Source organism: Alistipes indistinctus YIT 12060, from assembly GCF_025144995.1.
GTDB classification, from domain to species: domain Bacteria; phylum Bacteroidota; class Bacteroidia; order Bacteroidales; family Rikenellaceae; genus Alistipes_A; species Alistipes_A indistinctus.
The window spans coordinates 2588181-2607557 of the sequence record NZ_CP102250.1 but is presented as its reverse complement, the minus strand read 5'-3'; the positions used below and the strand labels follow the sequence as shown (position 1 = coordinate 2607557).

General features: G+C 57.4%; 19 protein-coding genes. 10 read left to right on the top strand and 9 right to left on the bottom strand.

The window, feature by feature from the left end:
- Positions 1 to 42 precede the first annotated feature (42 nt).
- Positions 43 to 978 (top strand): homoserine kinase, encoded by a 936-nt coding sequence (locus tag NQ495_RS10720; RefSeq protein ID WP_009133256.1) that lies wholly within the window; start codon positions 43 to 45, stop codon positions 976 to 978.
- A 30-nt stretch (positions 979 to 1008) separates the two neighbouring features.
- Positions 1009 to 2295 (top strand): threonine synthase, encoded by a 1287-nt coding sequence (gene thrC / locus NQ495_RS10715; protein WP_009133255.1) that lies wholly within the window; start codon positions 1009 to 1011, stop codon positions 2293 to 2295.
- A gap of 157 nt (positions 2296 to 2452) precedes the next feature.
- Here the strand turns inward: thrC and NQ495_RS10710 are convergent, their stop codons facing one another.
- Positions 2453 to 3901 carry a tryptophanase gene (locus NQ495_RS10710; protein WP_009133254.1) on the bottom strand — a complete coding sequence of 483 codons (1449 nt, stop codon included), beginning with the start codon at positions 3899 to 3901 and terminating at the stop codon, positions 2453 to 2455.
- A 393-nt stretch (positions 3902 to 4294) separates the two neighbouring features.
- Here NQ495_RS10710 and NQ495_RS10705 point away from each other — a divergent pair, with 393 nt between their 5' ends.
- Positions 4295 to 5050, top strand: a complete 756-nt coding sequence (locus NQ495_RS10705) for a cytochrome c biogenesis protein ResB (RefSeq protein ID WP_009133252.1) — start codon at positions 4295 to 4297, stop codon at positions 5048 to 5050.
- The gene (locus NQ495_RS10700; protein ID WP_009133251.1) at positions 5031 to 6440 is read left to right on the top strand and encodes a serine hydrolase domain-containing protein; all 1410 of its coding nucleotides are present in this window, start codon (positions 5031 to 5033) and stop codon (positions 6438 to 6440) included. Before NQ495_RS10705 ends, NQ495_RS10700 begins: the two co-directional genes overlap by 20 nt.
- A gap of 263 nt (positions 6441 to 6703) precedes the next feature.
- On the opposite strand, the gene NQ495_RS10695 is transcribed toward NQ495_RS10700, so the two are convergent.
- From NQ495_RS10695 to NQ495_RS10680, 4 genes are all read right to left on the bottom strand, one after another.
- On the bottom strand, positions 6704 to 7183 hold the full coding sequence (locus NQ495_RS10695) for a methylglyoxal synthase (protein ID WP_009133250.1): 480 nt from the start codon (positions 7181 to 7183) through the stop codon (positions 6704 to 6706).
- A gap of 218 nt (positions 7184 to 7401) precedes the next feature.
- Entirely contained in the window at positions 7402 to 8241 is an 840-nt protein-coding gene (gene cysQ, locus NQ495_RS10690) for a 3'(2'),5'-bisphosphate nucleotidase CysQ (protein ID WP_009133249.1), read from the bottom strand.
- A gap of 40 nt (positions 8242 to 8281) precedes the next feature.
- The gene (locus NQ495_RS10685; RefSeq protein ID WP_009133248.1) at positions 8282 to 9865 is read right to left on the bottom strand and encodes a glycoside hydrolase family 31 protein; all 1584 of its coding nucleotides are present in this window, start codon (positions 9863 to 9865) and stop codon (positions 8282 to 8284) included.
- 50 nt (positions 9866 to 9915) lie between these two features.
- Positions 9916 to 10221: a DUF4286 family protein gene (locus tag NQ495_RS10680; RefSeq protein WP_009133247.1), complete on the bottom strand. Its 306-nt coding sequence runs from the start codon at positions 10219 to 10221 to the stop codon at positions 9916 to 9918.
- A 230-nt stretch (positions 10222 to 10451) separates the two neighbouring features.
- On the opposite strand from NQ495_RS10680, the gene rplU reads away from it, so the two are divergent.
- On the top strand, positions 10452 to 10763 hold the full coding sequence (rplU, locus tag NQ495_RS10675; RefSeq protein ID WP_009133246.1) for a 50S ribosomal protein L21: 312 nt from the start codon (positions 10452 to 10454) through the stop codon (positions 10761 to 10763).
- A 19-nt stretch (positions 10764 to 10782) separates the two neighbouring features.
- Complete coding sequence (rpmA, locus tag NQ495_RS10670) at positions 10783 to 11040, top strand: 50S ribosomal protein L27 (protein ID WP_009133245.1); 258 nt, start codon at positions 10783 to 10785, stop codon at positions 11038 to 11040.
- A gap of 394 nt (positions 11041 to 11434) precedes the next feature.
- Here the strand turns inward: rpmA and NQ495_RS10665 are convergent, their stop codons facing one another.
- The gene (locus NQ495_RS10665; protein WP_009133244.1) at positions 11435 to 12340 is read right to left on the bottom strand and encodes a hypothetical protein; all 906 of its coding nucleotides are present in this window, start codon (positions 12338 to 12340) and stop codon (positions 11435 to 11437) included.
- A gap of 338 nt (positions 12341 to 12678) precedes the next feature.
- On the opposite strand from NQ495_RS10665, the gene NQ495_RS10660 reads away from it, so the two are divergent.
- Both NQ495_RS10660 and NQ495_RS10655 read left to right on the top strand, forming a co-directional pair.
- The gene (locus NQ495_RS10660) at positions 12679 to 12987 is read left to right on the top strand and encodes a hypothetical protein (protein WP_009133243.1); all 309 of its coding nucleotides are present in this window, start codon (positions 12679 to 12681) and stop codon (positions 12985 to 12987) included.
- A 12-nt stretch (positions 12988 to 12999) separates the two neighbouring features.
- A complete protein-coding gene (locus tag NQ495_RS10655) occupies positions 13000 to 14664 on the top strand; it encodes an ABC1 kinase family protein (protein ID WP_009133242.1) in 1665 nt (554 codons plus the stop codon).
- Here the strand turns inward: NQ495_RS10655 and NQ495_RS10650 are convergent.
- The 3 genes from NQ495_RS10650 to NQ495_RS10640 form a co-directional block, all read right to left on the bottom strand.
- Positions 14633 to 14980: a GNAT family N-acetyltransferase gene (locus tag NQ495_RS10650; RefSeq protein ID WP_050807943.1), complete on the bottom strand. Its 348-nt coding sequence runs from the start codon at positions 14978 to 14980 to the stop codon at positions 14633 to 14635. The two genes, NQ495_RS10655 and NQ495_RS10650, sit on opposite strands and share 32 nt — an antisense overlap.
- Positions 14971 to 15180: a GNAT family N-acetyltransferase gene (locus NQ495_RS10645; protein ID WP_009133241.1), complete on the bottom strand. Its 210-nt coding sequence runs from the start codon at positions 15178 to 15180 to the stop codon at positions 14971 to 14973. Before NQ495_RS10645 ends, NQ495_RS10650 begins: the two co-directional genes overlap by 10 nt.
- A gap of 279 nt (positions 15181 to 15459) precedes the next feature.
- Complete coding sequence (locus tag NQ495_RS10640) at positions 15460 to 17013, bottom strand: NAD(P)/FAD-dependent oxidoreductase (RefSeq protein ID WP_009133240.1); 1554 nt, start codon at positions 17011 to 17013, stop codon at positions 15460 to 15462.
- Positions 17014 to 17179: 166 nt separating this feature from the next.
- Between NQ495_RS10640 and NQ495_RS10635 the strand changes: the two genes are divergently transcribed.
- Both NQ495_RS10635 and NQ495_RS10630 read left to right on the top strand, forming a co-directional pair.
- A complete protein-coding gene (locus tag NQ495_RS10635) occupies positions 17180 to 17905 on the top strand; it encodes a polyprenol monophosphomannose synthase (RefSeq protein ID WP_009133239.1) in 726 nt (241 codons plus the stop codon).
- Between the two features lie 29 nt (positions 17906 to 17934).
- Positions 17935 to 19341, top strand: coding sequence for a dihydroorotase (locus tag NQ495_RS10630; protein ID WP_009133238.1), 1407 nt, complete (start codon positions 17935 to 17937; stop codon positions 19339 to 19341).
- Positions 19342 to 19377: the final 36 nt, after the last annotated feature.

The following is a 19377-nucleotide window of genomic DNA, read 5'->3' as shown; positions in this document are numbered from 1 at the left end:
CCCTTCGCGCCCGAATAACCATATCCTTAAATTCTCGAACCAATGAAACCAATCAACAAAACGATCCGGGTTTTCGCCCCGGCTTCGTCCGCTAATCTCGGGTGCGGGTTCGATGTCATGGGCATGGCCCTGGATGGCATCGGAGACGTGCTGCGCATCGCCATATCCGAAGGGGACGGTCTTACGATCCGCAACGCAAGCGCAGCCGAACTCCCCGAAGACATCGAAAAAAACGTCATCACCCCGGCTGTACGGGCTTTTATGGCTGCCGCCGGCAAAAAGGCCTGCCTGGAAATCGTCGTCGAGAAAAAAATACGCCCGGGCAGCGGGATCGGCTCCAGCGCCGCCAGTTCCGCAGCAGCCGTTTTCGGCCTGAACGAACTGTACGGACGCCCTTTCCCCCTTCCGGAGCTGGTCCCTTTCGCAATGGAAGGTGAAAAACTGATCAGCGGAACTGCACATGCGGACAACTCCGCCCCGGCCGTCATGGGCGGAATCGTGCTGATCCGCGGTTACCAGCCGCTGGACATGGTGAGGCTGCCGGTTCCCGATTCATTCTGCTTCTCGGTCATCCATCCGCATATCGTCGTCAGTACCAAAGCGGCCCGCGACGTCCTTCGCAAGGAAATTCCCATGCGCGAGGCCGTGACCCAATGGGGAAATGTCGGGGGGCTGGTGGCCGGCATCATGACCGGAGACCTCCCGCTGATCGGCCGCTCCATGCGCGACGTAGTCGCCGAACCCTACCGCAAGGGATTTATCCCCGGTTACGACGACCTGAAATCGGCCTGTCTGGCCGCGGGTGCGCTGTGCGTGAACATCTCCGGGAGCGGGCCGTCGGTCTTCGCCCTGAGCGATTCGATAGAAAAGGCACAGCAGGTCGGCAAGGCCATGAAAAAGCATTTCACCGCCCTGCGGATCGCCAACGACCTGTATGTTTCACACATCCCTTCGGTAGGCGCCAGAGTGATGGAATAACCGTACAAAACCGACAAAACAATTACGAACATGCAATATTACAGCACCAGAAACCACGCTGCGCTTTTCTCGCTGCAAGAGGCCGCTTTCCGCGGCCTGGCCCCGGACGGCGGCCTGTTCATGCCGGCCGTCATACCGCACGCCGACCTGGAAAAGGTACGCGAACTTTCGGAGTGCTCGTTCTCCGAACTGTCCCGCTACCTGACCAGGCTTTTTTTCGGGGACGAACTCCCCGAAACCCGAACGGACGCTATTGCTGCGGGAGCCTGCCGGTTTCCCGTCCCGCTGAAACAGGTGGGAAAGGACAAATACACGCTCGAACTATTCCACGGGCCGACCTTCGCATTCAAAGATATCGGGGCCGGTTTTATGGGACATGCACTGCGGGCACTGAACCGGACGGCAGGGGAAACAATCATCCTGACCGCGACATCCGGCGACACGGGCAGTGCGGTAGCGAACGGCTTCTACGGCATCGAAGGGGTCAAAGTGGTCATCCTGTATCCGGACGGACAGGTCAGCGGCCTGCAGGAGAGCCAGATGACTACGTTGGGAGGCAACATTTTCCCGCTGAAAGTGAAGGGAACATTCGACGACTGCCAGCGGATCGTCAAGGATATTTTCTCGGATGCGGATTTCCGGCGGGAGAAGCGGGTGACCTCGGCCAATTCGATCAATATCCTGCGCTGGATTCCCCAGTCGTTTTACTACTTCCACGGTTGGGCGCAATGGGTGAAAGCCACCGGCGGGAAGCGTCCCGGAATCGTCGTTCCGAGCGGCAATTACGGAAACCTCGCCGCAGGACTGCTCGCTGCAAAGATGGGGTTGCCCGTGAGACGTTTTATCGCCGCAGCCAACGCGAACGACACCGTCCCGAAATATCTCCGGAGCGGCCGTTTCGAACCGCAGCCGTCGGTACGCACGGTCGCCAACGCAATGGACGTCGGCAATCCGAGCAACTTCGAACGCATCGTCGACCTATTCGGCAACGACTTCAGCGCCGTGACCGCTCGTATCGGGGGATATTCATGCGACGACCAAACGATCCTAGAAACGATCCGGGAGTTGTACGACCGCTACGGCTACCTTTCCGATCCGCACAGTGCCGTGGGATATAAGGCCGCCTGCGAGTTCGGAATCGAAGGTTTCTGGCTCTCGACGGCCCACGGAGCCAAATTCGGCGAAGTCATCCGCACAGCGCTGGGGAAAGAGTTTCCGTTACCGTCCGGACTGCACGAACTGCCTGGAAAGGAAAAGCTTTTCACCCGGATCGGCCCGTCGACCTCCTCGGTGGAAAATTTCATCCGTTCGCTCTGACAGGAAAAACCGACAGGGATATCCCGCACAACGAAGAGTCCCGGGAGAACCCAAATAATGCAAAAGAGCTCCGGATAATCCGGAGCTCTTTTCTTACTCGATAAAAACCGGTGCGACCGCCGGACGTTCACTACGTTCGGACTGCAGCCGCGAAAAGCTACAAGCTGTCGCCGAAGTCCTTGCGGAACTTAAGCATCAGTTTTTCGGGCCAGTCGCTCGTCGGTTCGAGTCCACCCATAAAGAAACGCAGCACGGGCGGTTCGTACACGAAACGCAGGCCGCCGATCATCTCGCGGTTCTCATAGAGCCATACCACCCGGTCGACGACATACTTGATCTGCGACAGCGTGAAAACGCGACGCGGTACGGCCAGACGCAGCAGCTCGACATCGGCCAGGATTTCGTCGCCGTTTTCGTCGCGCACGCTCGACACCGTTCCGCGCTCCATGCCGCGGATACCCGAAATCAGGTACAATGCAGCCGCGAGGGCACCCGCAGGATATTCGGTCTGTGGAATATGCGAACAGAAGCTCATCGCATCGACATGCGCACCGAGCACACCCGGAGGGGTGACCACCGGAACGCCGTGTTTATCGAGCGTTTCTACCAGATATTTGATAAAATTGGGGCTCTGGCTGATCATAGTTTCGTCGAGCGTCTCACGCAGGCCGACGGTCATCGCCTCGATCTCGCGGACCGAGATACCGCCGTAAGTAAGGAAACCTTCGTAAAGCGGAATCAGTGCCTCCATCTTGGAGTAAAGATCCCTGCGGTTCGTGCAGATGCCGCCGCCGCGCGACGAACTGAGCTTGCGGGCCGAGAAATAGACCAGATCGGCCAGACCGGTCATCATCTTGATGATGTCGGCCATCGAATTCTCTTTCCACTGCTCCTCACGCTGCTTAACCAGGTAGGCGTTTTCACCCAGCAAACTGGCGTCGAGCACGAGCATAATACCGTATTTGTCGGCCACGCGGCGCACGTCCATCAGGTTGCTGATCGAGAAAGGCTGCCCGCCGATCAGGTTCGTCGAGGCCTCCATGCGGATAAACGGAATGTTCTCCACGCCGTTCTCCTGGATGCAGGCTTCGAGCTTCGCGATATCCATATTGCCTTTGAACGGGTTTTCGGAATGGAGGATCAACGCCTCGTCGTGAAGCAGTTCGGCCACCTTACCGCCGTTTTCGAGAATGTGCGCCAATGCGGTGGTAAAGTGGTAGTTCATCGGGATCACGTTGCCCGGTTTGATAAAAGTGCGGCTGATCACGTTCTCGGCCGCACGGCCCTGGTGCACCGGAAGCAGATATTTCTTGCCCAGCACCTCCTCGACTGCCTCCTGCAGGCGCTCAAAACTTTGAGAACCGGCATAGGCGTCGTCGGCACGCAGCATCGCGGAGATCTGGTTATCGCTCATCGCATTGGTGCCGCTGTCGGTAAGCATGTCGAGGTAGACATCTTTCGTACTGAGGCGGAACGTATTGAAGCCGGCATCCTTGATCGCCTCCAAACGGCGTTCGATCGGCACGAGATATAGTTTCTGAACCATCCGCACTTTGTGCAGTTCCAAGGGAATATCCTCTCCCAGGTAGAATTTGACGTTGCTCATGGATTTAAATTAGGGGTGATAGTTTTAAGTTAAACGCGGCCCTGAGGCCGGACGTTTACAAATTTATCACTTTTTACGACGGGGCAAAACTTTTATGCCTGAAATGTTCAAAGTTCTGCAAACTGCCGTATGCCGTTACTTTTTTAACGTCCGGCAGCGCTGCCGGAAAACAGGCCAGCGAACGGATGAAAAACGGACGGGACGCACGCGGAATGCGGCAACCGGCAAATCCTCCGGCATACCCGACATTCCCCGGACAGTAGTTCCCGGAAACGGCGCCGTAACCTAATATTTTATACTGGAATTGTGGGCAAATTGTCGGAAACTTCCCGCTCCCGGCAAACGCAATCCGGAACAAAATCGTTATATTTGTAACAATACAGTACCTTGTCCATGTCCTTATTGCAGGAAATCAAAGAGATGCTTTCCACCTGGCGGGCCACCGCGGTGTTGCTGCTGTTGCTGGCAGCAGCGATGGCAGCGGCGACTTTCCTCGAAGCGGGGCTCGGCACGGAAGCAGCCCGGGGCGTGGTCTACCATGCCTGGTGGTTTTTCGTCCTGTATGGACTGCTGATCGCCAACTTCGTGCTCGTATCGCACCGTTACGGCCTGTGGCGCCGGAAGCAATGGGGATTACTGTTGTTGCACTACGGGTTCGCCGTAATTCTCGGCGGTGCGGCCATCACCCACCTGTGGGGATACGAAGGCATGATGCACATCCGCACGGGCCAGAGCTCGGACCGGCTTTTTGCCGCAGACGGGTCGGTGCACGAACTGCCGTTCCGCGTTACGTTGCGCGACTTCCGGCTGGTGCGCTATCCCGGTTCCAACACACCCTCCTCTTACGAAAGCGACGTCACGATCCACGAAGGGAACTCTTCGCGCAACGTACGCATCTATATGAACAATATCGCCCGCTCCGGCGGGTTCCGCCTCTACCAGTCCTCATACGACCCCGACGAACGGGGCACCGTACTGTCGGTCAACCACGATCCGGCCGGCAATGCCGTCACCTATGCCGGATACCTGCTGCTTTGCGCAGGGCTGGTGGGATCGCTGACCCAGAAGGGATCGCGCTTCCGCACGCTGCTCGAGAAACTGGACCGGTCGAGCCAAACAACCGACGCCCATGAAGCCGAAACGCTTTAAATATATCTACCTGCTGCTCTGCGTGGCGCTCTGCATCACGACCATCAGCCGCGGCTACTACCTCAAGCACCACACCAACGAGGGAAACCCGTTCAGCCGGGCGATCAACACGATCATTCCCGAAGCGATTCCCGGGATCAATCATGTGATCGACGACTCGCTGTCGGACCTGGAAGAGACCAAAAAGATGGAACGCACCATCGAACGCTTTATGGCGCAATGGGAGATCAAAGGCGCCTCGCTGGCCATTATGAAAAACGGCAAACTACTATACAGCAAAGGTTTCGGTATTGCAGACAGCGCCAAAGGCACTCCGGTAAACGTAAGCAACATTTTCCGGATCGCCTCGCTCTCTAAACTGATTACCGCCACGGGTATCATGAAACTCTGGGAAGAGAAAAAACTTTCGCTCGACCAGCCTGTATTCGGCGAAAAAGGCATCCTCAACGATTCGGCCTTCCTCGACATCAAAGATCCCCGCATCCGCGAAATCACCGTCGAACACCTGCTGCGCCACCAAGGCGGTTATTCGATCCGCGCCGGCGACCCGCTCTTCTGTACCCCGTCCGTCGCACAGAGCATGCAAACCCCGCTGCCGCTTTCGGCCGACGATATGGTGCGTTTCGCCGTATCGACACGGCTCCGCTTCCGGCCCGGGGAAGGAAATGCCTATTCGAACCTCGGTTACGTGGTACTGGGCAAAGTGATCGAAAAAGTGAGCGGCATGCCCTATGAAACGTTCATCCGCGACAGCATCCTGATTCCGATCGGATGCTTCGATATGCACATCGGTTATTCGGAGCCCGACAAACATTTCCCGAACGAAGTGCATTATTACGAACCGTCGGACGCCGAACCGGTCGAATGCTACGACGGCAGCGGACGGACGGTACCGCGCAGCTACGGCGGATGTAACCTGCAGGTGCTCGGCAGTGCGGGCGGATGGGTCGCCTCCCCCACCGAACTGATGAAGTTCATCACCGCAATCGACCCCGACGACTCGAAGCCCGATATCCTGAAAGCCTCGACTATCGCCTACATGACCGAAAAAGACAAGCGTAAATATCCGATCGGATGGATGCGCACGACCGAGCACGACGACTGGTCACGCACCGGAACGCTCGCCGGATCGAGCGCAATGCTCAAACGGCAAAGCAACGGATACACCTGGGTCTTCGTCACCAACACCAGTTCCTGGTCCGGTTCGCGCTTCCCGCGCAAGATCGACGCCATGATCCGCACCGCGCTCGACAAGGTAAAAGATTGGCCCGAACGCGACCTGTTCCTCGATGCGGCAGATGCCTCGAACAACCCGGCCCTGCGAGCCGAAGCCGCTGCAGCCCGGCGTAACCGACCCGCTTCCGTTCCGAGCAACGCATCCCAGTTATAACCTGCCGACATATCCCCGGCACCCGATCGCATGTCCGGAAAACAAACCGGAAAACCCAGCACAACACAGTACTGCATACGGGAGGACACCACATCGAACAGTACACAACAGTACCTCAAACCGGGCCACAATACATGGCCATACAGCTCCAAGAAAAACCTTTCCCCGAGAGCTCCCGGTCTGAAATACACAGATCCGAAGGGGACAAAAAATAACGACGCGCTCTTGTGAGGCGTCGCTTCTTTTACAGGCCGGTAGGCACGTTACTTTTGTTCGAGACCGCTCAACGTGCGTTCCACGTAGCCCTTGTAATCCTTTACAACAGGAACGTAATCGCCGCCGAACAGGGGCGACGAGATCAGGAAGTCTGCCGAGGAACGGTTGATCGCCGTCGGCACGTTGTAAAGCGTAGCCAGACGCAGCAATGCCTTCACATCCACATCGTGCGGTTGTGCCTGCATCGGGTCCCAGAAAAAAATCAGCGCTTCGACGCCGCCTTCGGCAATCATGGCACCCAGCTGCTGGTCTCCGCCCAGCGGACCCGACTTGAGAAGCGTAATGTCGAACCGGCCATGCTCGTTGCCGCGCCGGTCCATAAGCGTCCGGGCGACCATCTTGCCGGTCGTTCCGGTACAGATCAGGTGGTGCTGCAACAACTTCTCCCAGTTCCAGTCCACCCATTCGGCCAAGTCGCGCTTCATGTTGTCGTGCGCGACGAGCGCCACTCGTTTCTTTGTGTCCATAATTTTTGTTTGATATCTAATTGTATAACGCCGCAAAGATACGAAACTTTGCGGCGGATCAGTTTACCTTATTGTGAAATTCTCCGGTGTTCAGCGAGCGAAGCAAACAGGAAGTCCCACGACGACGCAACCCTCCCGCAGAGGTGGTTCCCGCGGACAGGTCCGTTCTTCGGCTATCCTTCCGCAGATCCGTTCCGGCAAACCGCAGCAACCCCGGATCAATCCCGCCAAAAGCGGTTCTTGCAGATAAAATGGGGATTTCGGAGGGTCTCTTTGTTATAATCGAGCCGGCCGCCCGTAATATTCTCGACCCGGCCGCCCGATTCGAGCAGGATGACCTCGCCTGCGGCAGTATCCCATTCGCTGGTAGGAGACGTACGGACATAAACATCGACGACCGCTTCGGCCAGCAGGCAGAACTTGTAAGAGCTGCCCTGCTGGATCACGACAGCCGACGGATAACGCTGCTTGATGCGCGAGATATGCTCGAACGTCTCGTCGGTATTGTGCGAGCGGCTCACGGCAATGCGGATCGGCTCGTTGGCCGCCTCTACCAACGGCAGCGGCTCGCGTCCTTCGAGAATCTCGGCAAGACTCTTTTCCGACTCCGGATCGGGCAGCACCTCCGTCTTGCGGAAAGAACCCACCCCCCGGATCGCAAAGTACATTTTATGTATATAGGGAACGTAGATCACCCCTATCTCGGGGCGGTTGTTGTACATCAGTGCGATATTGACCGTAAACTCGCCGTTACCTTTGATGAACTCCTTGGTCCCGTCGAGCGGATCGACCATCCAGAAGAGATCCCAGTTGCGCCGCTCCTCGTAGAGCAGGTCGCGCCCCTCTTCGCTCAGCAGCGGGATATGGGTAGGCCCCAGGTAGCTTTTGATCAGCGTATGGGATTCGCAGTCGGCCAGTGTGATCGGTGTCCGGTCGCTCTTGAGGTTCACTTCGATATCCACCCCGTCGTTGTAAATATCAAGAATGCGCGCACCTGCACGAAGCGCCGCATTGTATGCCTTTACCAGGAAAAATTCGGTTTGCTCGCGTGTCAGCATGGTCTCCGGTTTTGTATGTAATAACGTATTGACTCCAATATTAATTGCCCTGTTTTTTCGTATCGCCGTTTTTCTCCGACTCGAAATAGAGTACATGGTCGTTCGATGCGGTTACGGTCGTCACCAAAGGCCCGCGATAGCGCTTGCCGGAAGCATCGACCCAAATACCCCGTGGAAACCGTACCATGCGGCTGTTCTTGCCGTCGAGCAGCGGCGCGATCAAAAAGCGCGACCCCAGCATGAACTGGTCGTCGCAGTCGGTGAATCCGTTGCGCGGGAACTCGTACTCGAGATGGCGCAGCACCGGCTCGGCCGTCCGCTTCGACTCGCTGACCAGCTGTTCGTAGTAAGCCCCCAGCCGCGCACGGTCGTTGACGATCGCCTTGCACGAGGCAGCCACGGCGGGGTCGGTGATGTTCCACGGGGCGAAGGCGATGTTCATTACCGGCATCACCGATGAAAGCTGCAGGTAGCGCAGGAAAACCTTCGGATCGACCCGGTCCAGGTCGGCCAGCTTCGAAACCCGCGGGCTTACTACCGTATAGGGATAGCCCAGCAGGTTGGCCGACACCATGTCCGAGGCGGCCCGGCGCAGGAAATCCCAATCGAAATCGTGGTCCAACCGCAGGTTATGCACGTACGAAACCAAGCCGCTGGTACCGCGGCTGACGGTATACTGGCAAAAATCGCACCCGTCGCTCAGTTCGCTCCAGCGAGAAAGATACGCTGCCGCACCGCCCTGCGCATATTTCAGGTAGGGCATCGCACCGCCGCAATCGAACAGGAACCCGTCGATCCCGTAATTGCTGCGCAACGCGTCCAAACGTCCTTTAATCAATTCGTACACCTCGGGACGGGTCAGGTCGTAAAAAGCGCTGTATCCTCCGTCCCACTCGGCCATCGCGACCGTCGAATCGGGACGCGAAACGAACATCTGTTCGCCCCGGTACCGGCGAAAAATCGGCCCGTCGCCGCTGACAAACGGCGTAACGGTGAGCATCACCCGGAACCCCTTGTCATGCAATGCGCGCACCATGCCGGCAAAATCGCCGAAAAGGTGCATGCTCGGTTCGTTGCTACCGATCGACGACTGCCATCCGGCAGGCACGACCAGCGTCCCGGCAGGATAGCCCGCTTTCAGAATCTGATCGGCATAATCGCAAAGGGCCGTTTCGGTAGCCTCAAAACCCAATTCGAGGAACGGGTCGTAAACCGGAGCGGTCATCAGTTCCGGGGAAGGAGCGTTCCCCCCGGGCGGGAAATTCTTATGGCAGCAAACCAGGTAGGCCTCGCGCAGCGTCCGGCCGGCCGAAACGGCTTTGACCTCCCCGGCCGACGATTCGATCAAGAAGCTGTCGCCGGTATACGTGATGCTGAACGGTTCGGCGCTCCAGACGTAGCGGCCGCGGCTCGAGACCATGAAAGGTGTCTTCTGGCCGCGTCCCTGCGAAAGGTCGATCTTTTGAAACGGCGCGTCGAACGGCATCGGACGTCCGCCGGCGATAAAGACGCCCCACCATTTTTCGCCTTTGAGCAGGTCGATACGGCTGGTGAAATCGGCACCCAAAAGTTGCACCGAGCAAAACAGGATCAGTAATGTAAAAAGTGTTGCTTTTTTATACATAATTCTATTCAAGTGGGTTAAACCGGAGCTACTGCGCCAAAGCCCGGTCACTACTCTTCGATCACCTTCATCAGCGTGGCGAAATGGAGCACCTGTCCGTCGAAAAGGCCGCTCGCGATCGTTTCGTATTCGGCGAACAACTCCCCGTCCAAGCGCTGATAGTCCGGAATTTCCGCCACGCGCACCTGCAGCGAGTAAGTAAGTTGCCCGGCAGTCTCCGGGGAGAGGATGCGGCTCAACGTAATGCGGTCGAAGCCCTCTTTTTTCAGGAAAGGGATATATTTGTCCCTGACCAATGCCAGCCAGCGGTCGTGCACCGGGGCCTCGACCATGAACGAAGTATTGTAAATGTACATGATGCTGATTTTCGTATAAAGGTACTACATTATTCCGAGTTAATAAAATTTTCGGCGGACCGCTCCCGCCGTTTCCGGGACTGAAGAGCATGCAGGAACGCCCCTATCCCGAGCAAACATCGTTCCGCGAAAGTTCTCTCGAAACGGAAATAAAAACCGAAGGAAATTTGTTTTGGGAAAAATGTTTGCTAACTTTGCAGTCCAATTTGTGCAAAAAATAATTTTATTTAATGTACGCAATCGTAGAAATCGCAGGTCAACAATTCAAAGTTGAGAAAGGTCGCAAGCTCTATGTTCACCGTCTTCAGGGGGATGAAGGTTCCTCTTTGAGCTTGGATCGGGTACTGCTAACAGACAATGACGGGCAGGTTAATGTAGGCTCACCTGTAGTTAAAGGGGCCACAGTTACGGCAACGATTCTCAAACACCTTCGCGACGACAAAGTGATCGTGTTTAAGAAAAGGCGTAGAAAAGGATACCAGGTTCAGAACGGCCACCGCCAGTACCTGACCCAGATCCAGATTGACGAAATCAATGCTTAACGACTAAAAACGAAGAGAAATGGCACATAAGAAAGGAGTCGGTAGTTCCAAGAACGGTCGCGAATCGGAAAGTAAGCGACTGGGGGTAAAACTCTTCGGCGGTCAGGTTGCCAAAGCGGGCAACATCCTCGTCCGCCAGCGCGGTACGGTGCACAACCCGGGCGACAATGTCGGCATCGGCAAGGACCACACGCTCTTTGCGCTGATCGACGGCGTAGTGACGTTCCGCAAGAAACGTGACAACAAGTCCTACGTATCGGTGACCCCGTTTTCGTAACGGCGCGAAAGGACTGGAAATATAAGAGACTGCGTCCGGAGGGTTCCGGAACGTTTCTCGGAAAGTAAAAAAGGAAGGTGCGAAATTGCAAGCACCTTCCTTTTTATATGGATATACGTCTCCTTTGACGGGAACGGGATCGGCATCTGATTATAACCTACCGACGTCCCGGGTCCGAACGAATTCTATGATCGGGCGGTCACGAAGGTCACGGATATTCTCCGATGACACCGAAGGTACGCGGCTCTGCCCAGACCTCCCGATCCAAGAGACAGTCTCCGATCGATCAACTCCAAGGCAGGTAAAAACTTCCGGACGGACAAACGGTTTCCCCACAAAACACATTGCAGCGTCCGGGGCACGCGCATCGGTACAACTCAAATCATCGGTACAATCAGTAAAAAAGAGCTTTGCTGTCGCTCACGCAGATCAGGCCGCGGCCAGCGAGGAATGCGTCGGCAATCTCGTCGTTGCCTTTGGTAATCTTGCATTTGGCGACAGTGGGATTACCCACGTCGTTCACACGTAACTTGCCCACCTTCTGCCGGGTAATCACTCCGCCGACAGGTATCTCTTCATACACCATGAACAGGTCGCCCGGTTTGACACCCATATAAGTTCCGCTATGGATATAGAGCTCCTGCACGCCCTTGCGCGGATCGGCCGGCGCCAGCTGCAGGATAGCCGTTTCGAATTTAAAATTCCGGTCGATGTAATATTCGAGCTGGCCGTACAGTGTCGAGAGCGCTTTCCGGTCGGCGTCTTCCGCTACCGGAGCATCGCCCCGGAGCTGGTAGACCTGATCGGGAACGGGAACGCCCAGCTTGAGGTCATAGGCGGAAAGGATCACCTGGAAAGTGGCCCGGAATCCGGGACGGGGCGTTTTTTTGGAATCGGCCGGCAGCGAGACGTGCTCGAACTTATAGTCGGCAATGGCTCCCGTCACCACATAACGGGCTCCCGCATCCTGCATGGTCTGCATCCGGTTTTGAAGAAATTCGCTCTGGACGGAAGCTACCGTCGCCGGGTCCACGAATCCCCATCCGGCCGGAGGACCGGCCAACATGCCCGGGGCTTCCCCGTCAACGATGCGATGGCGGCCGCGGTCGGCAAAAGCGGACAATACCTGTTGGCGCACCGCCTCCACATATACCGCGGGAACGGTACGGTTTCGTGCAAACAAATCGACTACCACCACCTCCTTCTCGGGAAGGGGAGCCGGATCCTGCGCCCATGCAGAACCGGAACCGAACAAAAGGCTTCCGGCCAGATACAACATAAAGAGGTTAATCCTTGACATAAAAGAAGTTTTAACGAAAGTAAGCAAAAAATCGGGACGTCCGTCACCTGTTCCGACACTTCTTTTCACCGACTTACCTCCGGCACATACAACCGTCACGATTTTCCAGAACTACCCGTGCAAATAATTATCGCAAAACGGTTTAGACGCATTATACCAGGCATATCCCCGCCGGGCTGTACCGGCTACCTCGGATCGCCGACCGGCTGGCCCCGTTTTTGCTTGAAAAGCAGGCCGGAGAGATACGGTAACGGCATATCCCAGGCAAAGAATCAACCTTCGCGGCGTACTTTTGCAAAAAAAGAATTATACTTGCACAAACAACCTTATTGCGCGCAATGAAAGACATTTACACGAACCTGCTGCGGCTGGCCCTGGCGGCAGGGCTCACACAGCGCGAGCTGTTCATCGAAAAGGTGTCGGCCTTCCTTTCCGAAAAAACGGACAGCAGCCCCGAAAACGGCGAAAGAATCGCCGCAGGGCTCGTCTCGTTGGCCGAATCGCTCAAGGACGAACTCTTCCTGCGCGAAATTTTCGCCGCGCAATCCAGAAGCGGTTCCGATCCGGACGGCACCCTGGCCAGCCGGATCGAAGAACTGAACGAAACGCTGCGGGAGCTGACCGCAGCACTCAAACAACACCCGTAACCCGACACGACCATGCACATCGTCAATATCTATATCTCCTACCTGAAAATGGTACGCGCCTCGCAGATCGTGTGGGTGCTGGCCAAACACTCTTTCAGCGAACTCTTCGCCCACTCCCGCCTCGGCAAACGGCGCCGCCGCAAAAACAAAGGGGAGGTACACAAACACGTCTACACCACCCCCGAGCGACTACGGATGACCATCGAGGAGCTGGGGCCGACCTTCGTGAAATTCGGACAGATTCTGGCCGACCGTCCCGACATGGTTTCGGAACGCTTCCGCGTGGAGCTCAAGAAACTGCAATCGCGGGCCGAACCGTTCGACAACAACACTGCGCTGGGACTGATCGAAAAAGAGATGAACGCGCCGATCGACGAAGTGTTCGCCGAATTCGACACCACCCCACTGGCCGCCGCATCGATCGGTCAGGTCTACCAGGGACGGCTGCGCAGCGGCGAAGAGGTCGTGCTCAAAATCCAGCGGCCCTTCATCGAGAACAAAATCAAGCTCGATATCTACCTGATGAAGTTTATCGCGCGCAAGTTCGCGAAAAGCTATCCGGAACTGGCCGCGATCAACATCGTCGGACTGATCGACGAATTTTCGGAAACGATCGTCAAAGAGCTGGACTACACGTTCGAAGCGTCGAACATCCTGCGTTTCGCAATGATGTTCAAAGACGACCCGACCGTGCATATCCCGGCCGTCTACACGAAATACAGCTCCAAGAAACTGATCGTGATGGAGAAGGTGGAAGGCATCACGCCCGACACCCCGCAAGCCCTGCGCGATGCCGGGCTCGACACACACCAGATCGCCGTGAACGGGGCCAACGCGCTGCTGACGATGATCCTGCGCCACGGCTTTTTCCACGCCGATCCGCACCCGGGCAACATCTTCATCCTGCCGGGCAACGTGGTCGCATTCATCGACTTCGGCATGGTCGGAGCGCTCACGCCGCGCGACATGAACTTCCTCGCGGACTTTGCGATCGGCTTCGCGCGCCGCGACAGCGACCTGATGTCGCGCGCCCTGCTGGTATTGTGCGGTAAAAAATTCTTCGAACACGAAGAGGAGATGAAATTCGAAATCCACCAGCTGATGATGCAGTATGCGGGCATTCCGCTCGAGCTGATGAATTTCGCGGGCACGATGCAAAAATGCGTCGACGTGATCGTCAAATACCAATTGCAGATCCCATCCGGCATCTTCATGCTGATCAAAGCACTCGCCACGCTCGAAAAGTTCGCCGGCACGCTGGCTCCGGACCTGTCGCTCACGCCGGTGATCCTGCCTTACGCCAAAGAGGTGGTCAAGGTCAAATACTCGCCGCGCAAAGTAGCCGCGCAACTTTATGATACGTTGACCGGTTATATGAATTTCATCCGCAACTTTCCCAACGACATGAGCGAAATCCTTTACAAGCTCAAGGAAGGGAAGATCAAACACGACATTCACCTGGCCGACGACGACCTTTTCGTACGGACCGTGCGGCAGGCCAGCCGAAGAGTCGCCTATACGCTGATCGTACTGGGCATGTTCGTCGGATCGATCCTGATGATCGCATTCGAACAGCCTTACGGCACGAGCCGCTACGGGCACTTCCTGCTGGTGGTCGCCTCACTGCTGATCCTGTTCCAGTTGCTCAAATGGTTGTTCGTTCCGGAGAAAAAATAGCGCGGCAATCTCCCTCGAACCGATATTCGGTGCAGGTTTCCCCCTTGCATTGGATCCGGTTTTCGAAAGTCCGGTCCCGCACCATTCCCAGAGACTCCTGCAACCGGATCGAAGAGAGGTTGCGGGAATCCGTAATTCCCCGGATCAGGGCCACTTTATACACCTCGGCACAATAAGCGACGAGCGTCTGCAACGCCTCGCGCGCCAGCCCCCGGCGTTGATAGGCCGGGGAAATATTGCAGCCTATCTCGGCCCGATCTCCGTCCAGATAAAACGCACAATCCCCGATCACCGCGCCGGTAGCTTTCAGCACCACCCCAGCCCCGTCCACGTCTGATTCTCGCCCGGCACCTGCCCGGCATACCGTTCGATAAAACTGCGGGCATCCTCCGGCGTATAGGGTTCCCAGTACTGGTAGCGCGCAACCTCCGCCAACGAACGGTAAGCCCATACCGCTTCTGCATCTCCGTGCCCGAAGGGTCTCAAGTACAATCGTTCCGATTCTATCCGTTCCATAATCCTATCCTTTCCATTTTTACAGGCCGCTTTCGAAAGGAGTACCGTCCATACACTCACCCTTCGTTCTTTTTTACCGAGTCCGGCTGCCGAAAGCGCAATCGGACATCCGTTTAGCACTTATTATTTACTGCCTCAACACTCCCCCCCTTCTCCCTGACATCCTCCTTGGCATTGCCGCCGGCTGTAAGGGCTAACGCATCAAAAAGCGAACGGCTCAGCCGAATCCTTATCCGACCGAGCCGGATATATCCGGGCTGTTTTCCCTGCCAACCATTTTTACTTCACATATTCCGCCACCCGTTCGGCACACCGCTCGCCGTCCATCGCCGCCGAGATAATGCCTCCCGCATAACTGGCTCCCTCGCCGGACGGGAAAAGCCCCTGCACCCGGGGATGCATCAGCGTATCGGGATCGCGCGGCACCCTCACGGGCGAAGAGGTCCGCGATTCGACACCCACCACCAATGCCTCGTTGGTCAGGAAGCCACGCATTTTACGGTCGAACGCGGCAAAACCTCCGCGAAGCGCCCCGGAAATAAACGGGGGGAGCCACCGGTGTACCTCGGTCGGAGCCACACCCGGTACATAGGAACACTTCGGCAGCGTTTTCGACGCCGTCCCGCGCACGAAATCGGCCAACCGCTGGCCCGGTGCCACCTGCCGGTCGCCGACCTGGGCATAAGCCAGCTCCTCGAGCTGCTGCTGGAAACGCAACCCGGCCAACTCCCCGTGTGCGGCGCGCAGGTGTGCGAAATCCTCCGGCCGGATTTCCGTCACGATGCCGGAGTTGGCGTAAACGCTGTTACGACCCGACGGGGACATCCCGTTGACTACCGACTCGCCGGAGCGTGTCATCGCCGGAACGATAAACCCGCCGGGACACATACAAAACGAATAGACCCCGCGTCCGCCCACCTGCGCCACGAGCGAATAGGCCGCCGCCGGCAGGTATTCGCCCCGCTCGGGCATGTGATACTGGACCGAATCGATCAGTCGCTGCGGGTGCTCGGCCCGCACCCCCATCGCAAACGCTTTGGCTTCGAGCCGCACGCCGTCGCGGTCGAGTATTTCGTAAATATCGCGCGCAGAATGGCCCGCAGCCAGAATAACGGCCGCTCCCTCGACCAGCGTATCGCCGAGCCACACGCCGCAGATACGGTCGTCTTTGATCTGCACGCCGGTCACTTTCGCACCGAACAACACCTCGCCACCGGCATCGGCAATACTCCGGCGCATCGCAGCGATGATCCGCGGCAGGCGGTCGGTACCGATGTGCGGATGCGCATCGTACAGGATCGACTCGTCGGCGCCGTGGAAACGGAACACCTCGAGCGCACGGCGGTAGTCGCCGCGCTTTTTGGAACGGGTGAAGAGTTTGCCGTCGGAATAGGTACCCGCACCGCCTTCGCCGAATGCGTAATTGGAATCGGGATCGACCGCGCCGTTGCGGTTGATCTGCGCGATGTCGCGCTTGCGCGCCGACACGTCGCGGCCCCGCTCCAGCACGATCGGTTTGAGGCCCAGTTCGATCAGCCGCAACGCCGCGAAAAGCCCCGCCGGGCCCGACCCCACCACGACCACCGGTGTACGGTGGTTCACATCCGGATAGTCGAACCGGATTTCGGGCGGACGCTGCTCACCGTCCACATAAACCTCGAAACCGAGGTTTACCCGCACGCTGCGGCCGCGTGCGTCGATCGAACGGCGCACGATACGCAGCAAAGCGATCCGCGCAGGATCGATACGCAGGCGCTGCGCCACCAGCGTTGTGTGCAAAACCGGGTCGGCGGCCTGTTTGGGGGAGAGTACAAGCGAGAGTTCTGTCGGCATTTTTTCGGAATAATCGGGTAAAAAGGAGATATTTCAGCCAAAAATACTAATTTTGTTTTAACACTGACTTGTGTCCAATACTTTGTTTGTCCCTTACCGCTGCACCGGGACCGATCGGGCGGCAAGGGCGAAGGAAAGGTTGCGACCGTTTAAAACGTTGGCCCCGATGAAGAACCTGGTAATCATTCCCACCTATAACGAGTTGGACAACATCCGTCCGATGATCGACAAAGTCTTTTCGCTGTCCGAAAAATTCGACCTGCTGGTCATCGACGACGGCTCGCCGGACGGCACGGCTTCGGTCGTGAAGGAAAAACAACAGGAGTATCCCGGGCAACTGCACCTGATCGAACGTCAGGGCAAACTGGGATTGGGAACGGCCTACCTGACCGGATTCCAATGGGCGCTCAAACACGGATACGACTACATTTTCGAGATGGACTGCGATTTCTCGCACAATCCCGACGACCTGGTGCGGCTGCTCAATGCCGCTCAAGAGGGAGCCGACCTGGTAATCGGTTCGCGCTACATTACCGGCGTCAATGTGGTGAACTGGCCGATGAAGCGGGTGCTGCTCTCCTATTACGCATCGGCCTACGTGCGGCTCGTGACGGGAATGCCCGTGCGCGACGCGACAGCCGGGTTCGTCTGCTATTCGTCGAACCTGCTGCGCTCGATCGACCTCGATAAGATCAAGATGAAGGGCTACGGCTTCCAGGTCGAAATGAAATATACGGCGTGGAAACTGAAGTTCAAAGTCACGGAGGTGCCGATCATCTTCACCGAGCGCACCTTCGGCGCATCCAAAATGAGCAAAGGCATCTTCCGCGAAGCACTTTTCGGCGTACTGGGACTGCGTTTCCGCAAAATCACCCCGCGGACAAACGCATAAACCTCACGCATAACCTTTCCGAAGAGACTATGAACCGGATCGTCATCGACAACGGCACACTCGTCAACGAGGGGCGCCGTTTCAACGGATATATCGTCATCGAAGGCGACCGCATCGCCCGTATCGGCGCGGGCCGCTACCCCGGCGCACAAGCAGAAATCGGAGCTGGGACAGAAGTCGGAACTGCAGCGAGGGCGGAAGCAGGCACTGCCGCCGGCATCCCGACCCGCGTGATCGACGCCAGCGGTAAATTGGTGTTGCCGGGCGTGATCGACGACCAGGTGCATTTCCGCGAGCCGGGCATGACCTACAAAGCCGACATCCGCAGCGAGTCGGCGGCAGCGGTCTGCGGCGGCGTCACCTCTTACATGGAGATGCCCAATACGAATCCGCCCGCCGTTACGCTCGAACGCCTGGAAGAGAAATTCGCCCGTGCAGCAGAAGTATCCCCGGCCAACTATTCGTTCTACCTCGGCGCCACAAACGACAACATCGGCGTAATCCGCCGCCTCGCCCCCCGCCGCGTCTGCGGCGTAAAAGTTTTTATGGGATCTTCCACCGGCAACCTGCTGGTCGACAAAGACGCGGCGCTGGCGGCCCTTTTCGCAGAGTCTCCGGTGCTGATCGCGACCCATTGCGAAGACGAAGGCACGATCCGGGCCAACATCCAGCGTTTCCGGGAAGAGTACGGCGACCGGGCCACCGCCGCGCTGCACCCGTCGATCCGCAGCGCCGAGGCATGCTACCGCTCCAGCGCCAAGGCCGTCGAACTGGCCGACCGCTACGGGGCCGACCTGCACATCCTGCACCTGAGCACCGCGCACGAACTGTCGCTTTTCGACGACCGGCCGCTCGCGGAAAAAAAGATCACCAACGAAGTGTGCGTACACCATCTCTGGTTCACCGATGCCGACTACGCGGCCAAAGGCAACCTGATCAAATGGAATCCGGCGGTCAAAAGCGCCGCAGACCGGGCCGCATTACGGGCAGGCATCCTCAGCGGGAAAGTAGACGTGGTGGCGACCGACCATGCCCCGCACACGCTCGAAGAGAAGCTGCAACCGTACTGGAGCGCCCCGTCAGGCGGCCCGTTGGTGCAGCATTCGCTGATAGCGATGCTCGAAATGAGCCGGGAAGGAACATTTCCGGTCGAAAAAGTGGTGGAGAAAATGTGCCACGCCCCGGCGATCCGTTTTGCCGTACACCGGCGCGGCTTCCTGCGCGAAGGTTATTTCGCCGACATCGTAATCGTCGACCCGGACAAGCCGTGGACCGTCTCGCGCGACAACGTCCGTTCGAAATGCGGCTGGTCACCGTTCGAAGGAACCGAATTTTCACACAGCGTCACGCATACGATCGTCAACGGCGGCGTCGCGTACGAAAACGGAGAACTCAGCGGCACACTGCACGGCCGCGCGCTCGAATTCGAGCGATAGCGCACACCGCACCGGGACAAAGGTTTGTCCCGATAA

Excerpts from the sequence above, each read along its gene's own strand:
- NQ495_RS10695 (WP_009133250.1), bottom strand. The coding sequence starts at position 7,183 with ATGGACACAAAGAAACGAGTGGCGCTCGTCGCGCACGACAACATGAAG.
- NQ495_RS10630 (WP_009133238.1), top strand. The coding sequence starts at position 17,935 with ATGAACCGGATCGTCATCGACAACGGCACACTCGTCAACGAGGGGCGC.
- NQ495_RS10705 (WP_009133252.1), top strand. The coding sequence starts at position 4,295 with ATGTCCTTATTGCAGGAAATCAAAGAGATGCTTTCCACCTGGCGGGCC.
- NQ495_RS10655 (WP_009133242.1), top strand. The coding sequence starts at position 13,000 with ATGCACATCGTCAATATCTATATCTCCTACCTGAAAATGGTACGCGCC.
- rpmA (WP_009133245.1), top strand. The coding sequence starts at position 10,783 with ATGGCACATAAGAAAGGAGTCGGTAGTTCCAAGAACGGTCGCGAATCG.
- NQ495_RS10635 (WP_009133239.1), top strand. The coding sequence starts at position 17,180 with ATGAAGAACCTGGTAATCATTCCCACCTATAACGAGTTGGACAACATC.
- cysQ (WP_009133249.1), bottom strand. The coding sequence starts at position 8,241 with ATGCTGACACGCGAGCAAACCGAATTTTTCCTGGTAAAGGCATACAAT.
- NQ495_RS10710 (WP_009133254.1), bottom strand. The coding sequence starts at position 3,901 with ATGAGCAACGTCAAATTCTACCTGGGAGAGGATATTCCCTTGGAACTG.
- NQ495_RS10660 (WP_009133243.1), top strand. The coding sequence starts at position 12,679 with ATGAAAGACATTTACACGAACCTGCTGCGGCTGGCCCTGGCGGCAGGG.
- NQ495_RS10685 (WP_009133248.1), bottom strand. The coding sequence starts at position 9,865 with ATGTATAAAAAAGCAACACTTTTTACATTACTGATCCTGTTTTGCTCG.
- NQ495_RS10640 (WP_009133240.1), bottom strand. The coding sequence starts at position 17,013 with ATGCCGACAGAACTCTCGCTTGTACTCTCCCCCAAACAGGCCGCCGAC.
- rplU (WP_009133246.1), top strand. The coding sequence starts at position 10,452 with ATGTACGCAATCGTAGAAATCGCAGGTCAACAATTCAAAGTTGAGAAA.
- NQ495_RS10700 (WP_009133251.1), top strand. The coding sequence starts at position 5,031 with ATGAAGCCGAAACGCTTTAAATATATCTACCTGCTGCTCTGCGTGGCG.
- NQ495_RS10680 (WP_009133247.1), bottom strand. The coding sequence starts at position 10,221 with ATGTACATTTACAATACTTCGTTCATGGTCGAGGCCCCGGTGCACGAC.
- NQ495_RS10665 (WP_009133244.1), bottom strand. The coding sequence starts at position 12,340 with ATGTCAAGGATTAACCTCTTTATGTTGTATCTGGCCGGAAGCCTTTTG.
- NQ495_RS10720 (WP_009133256.1), top strand. The coding sequence starts at position 43 with ATGAAACCAATCAACAAAACGATCCGGGTTTTCGCCCCGGCTTCGTCC.
- NQ495_RS10645 (WP_009133241.1), bottom strand. The coding sequence starts at position 15,180 with ATGGAACGGATAGAATCGGAACGATTGTACTTGAGACCCTTCGGGCAC.
- thrC (WP_009133255.1), top strand. The coding sequence starts at position 1,009 with ATGCAATATTACAGCACCAGAAACCACGCTGCGCTTTTCTCGCTGCAA.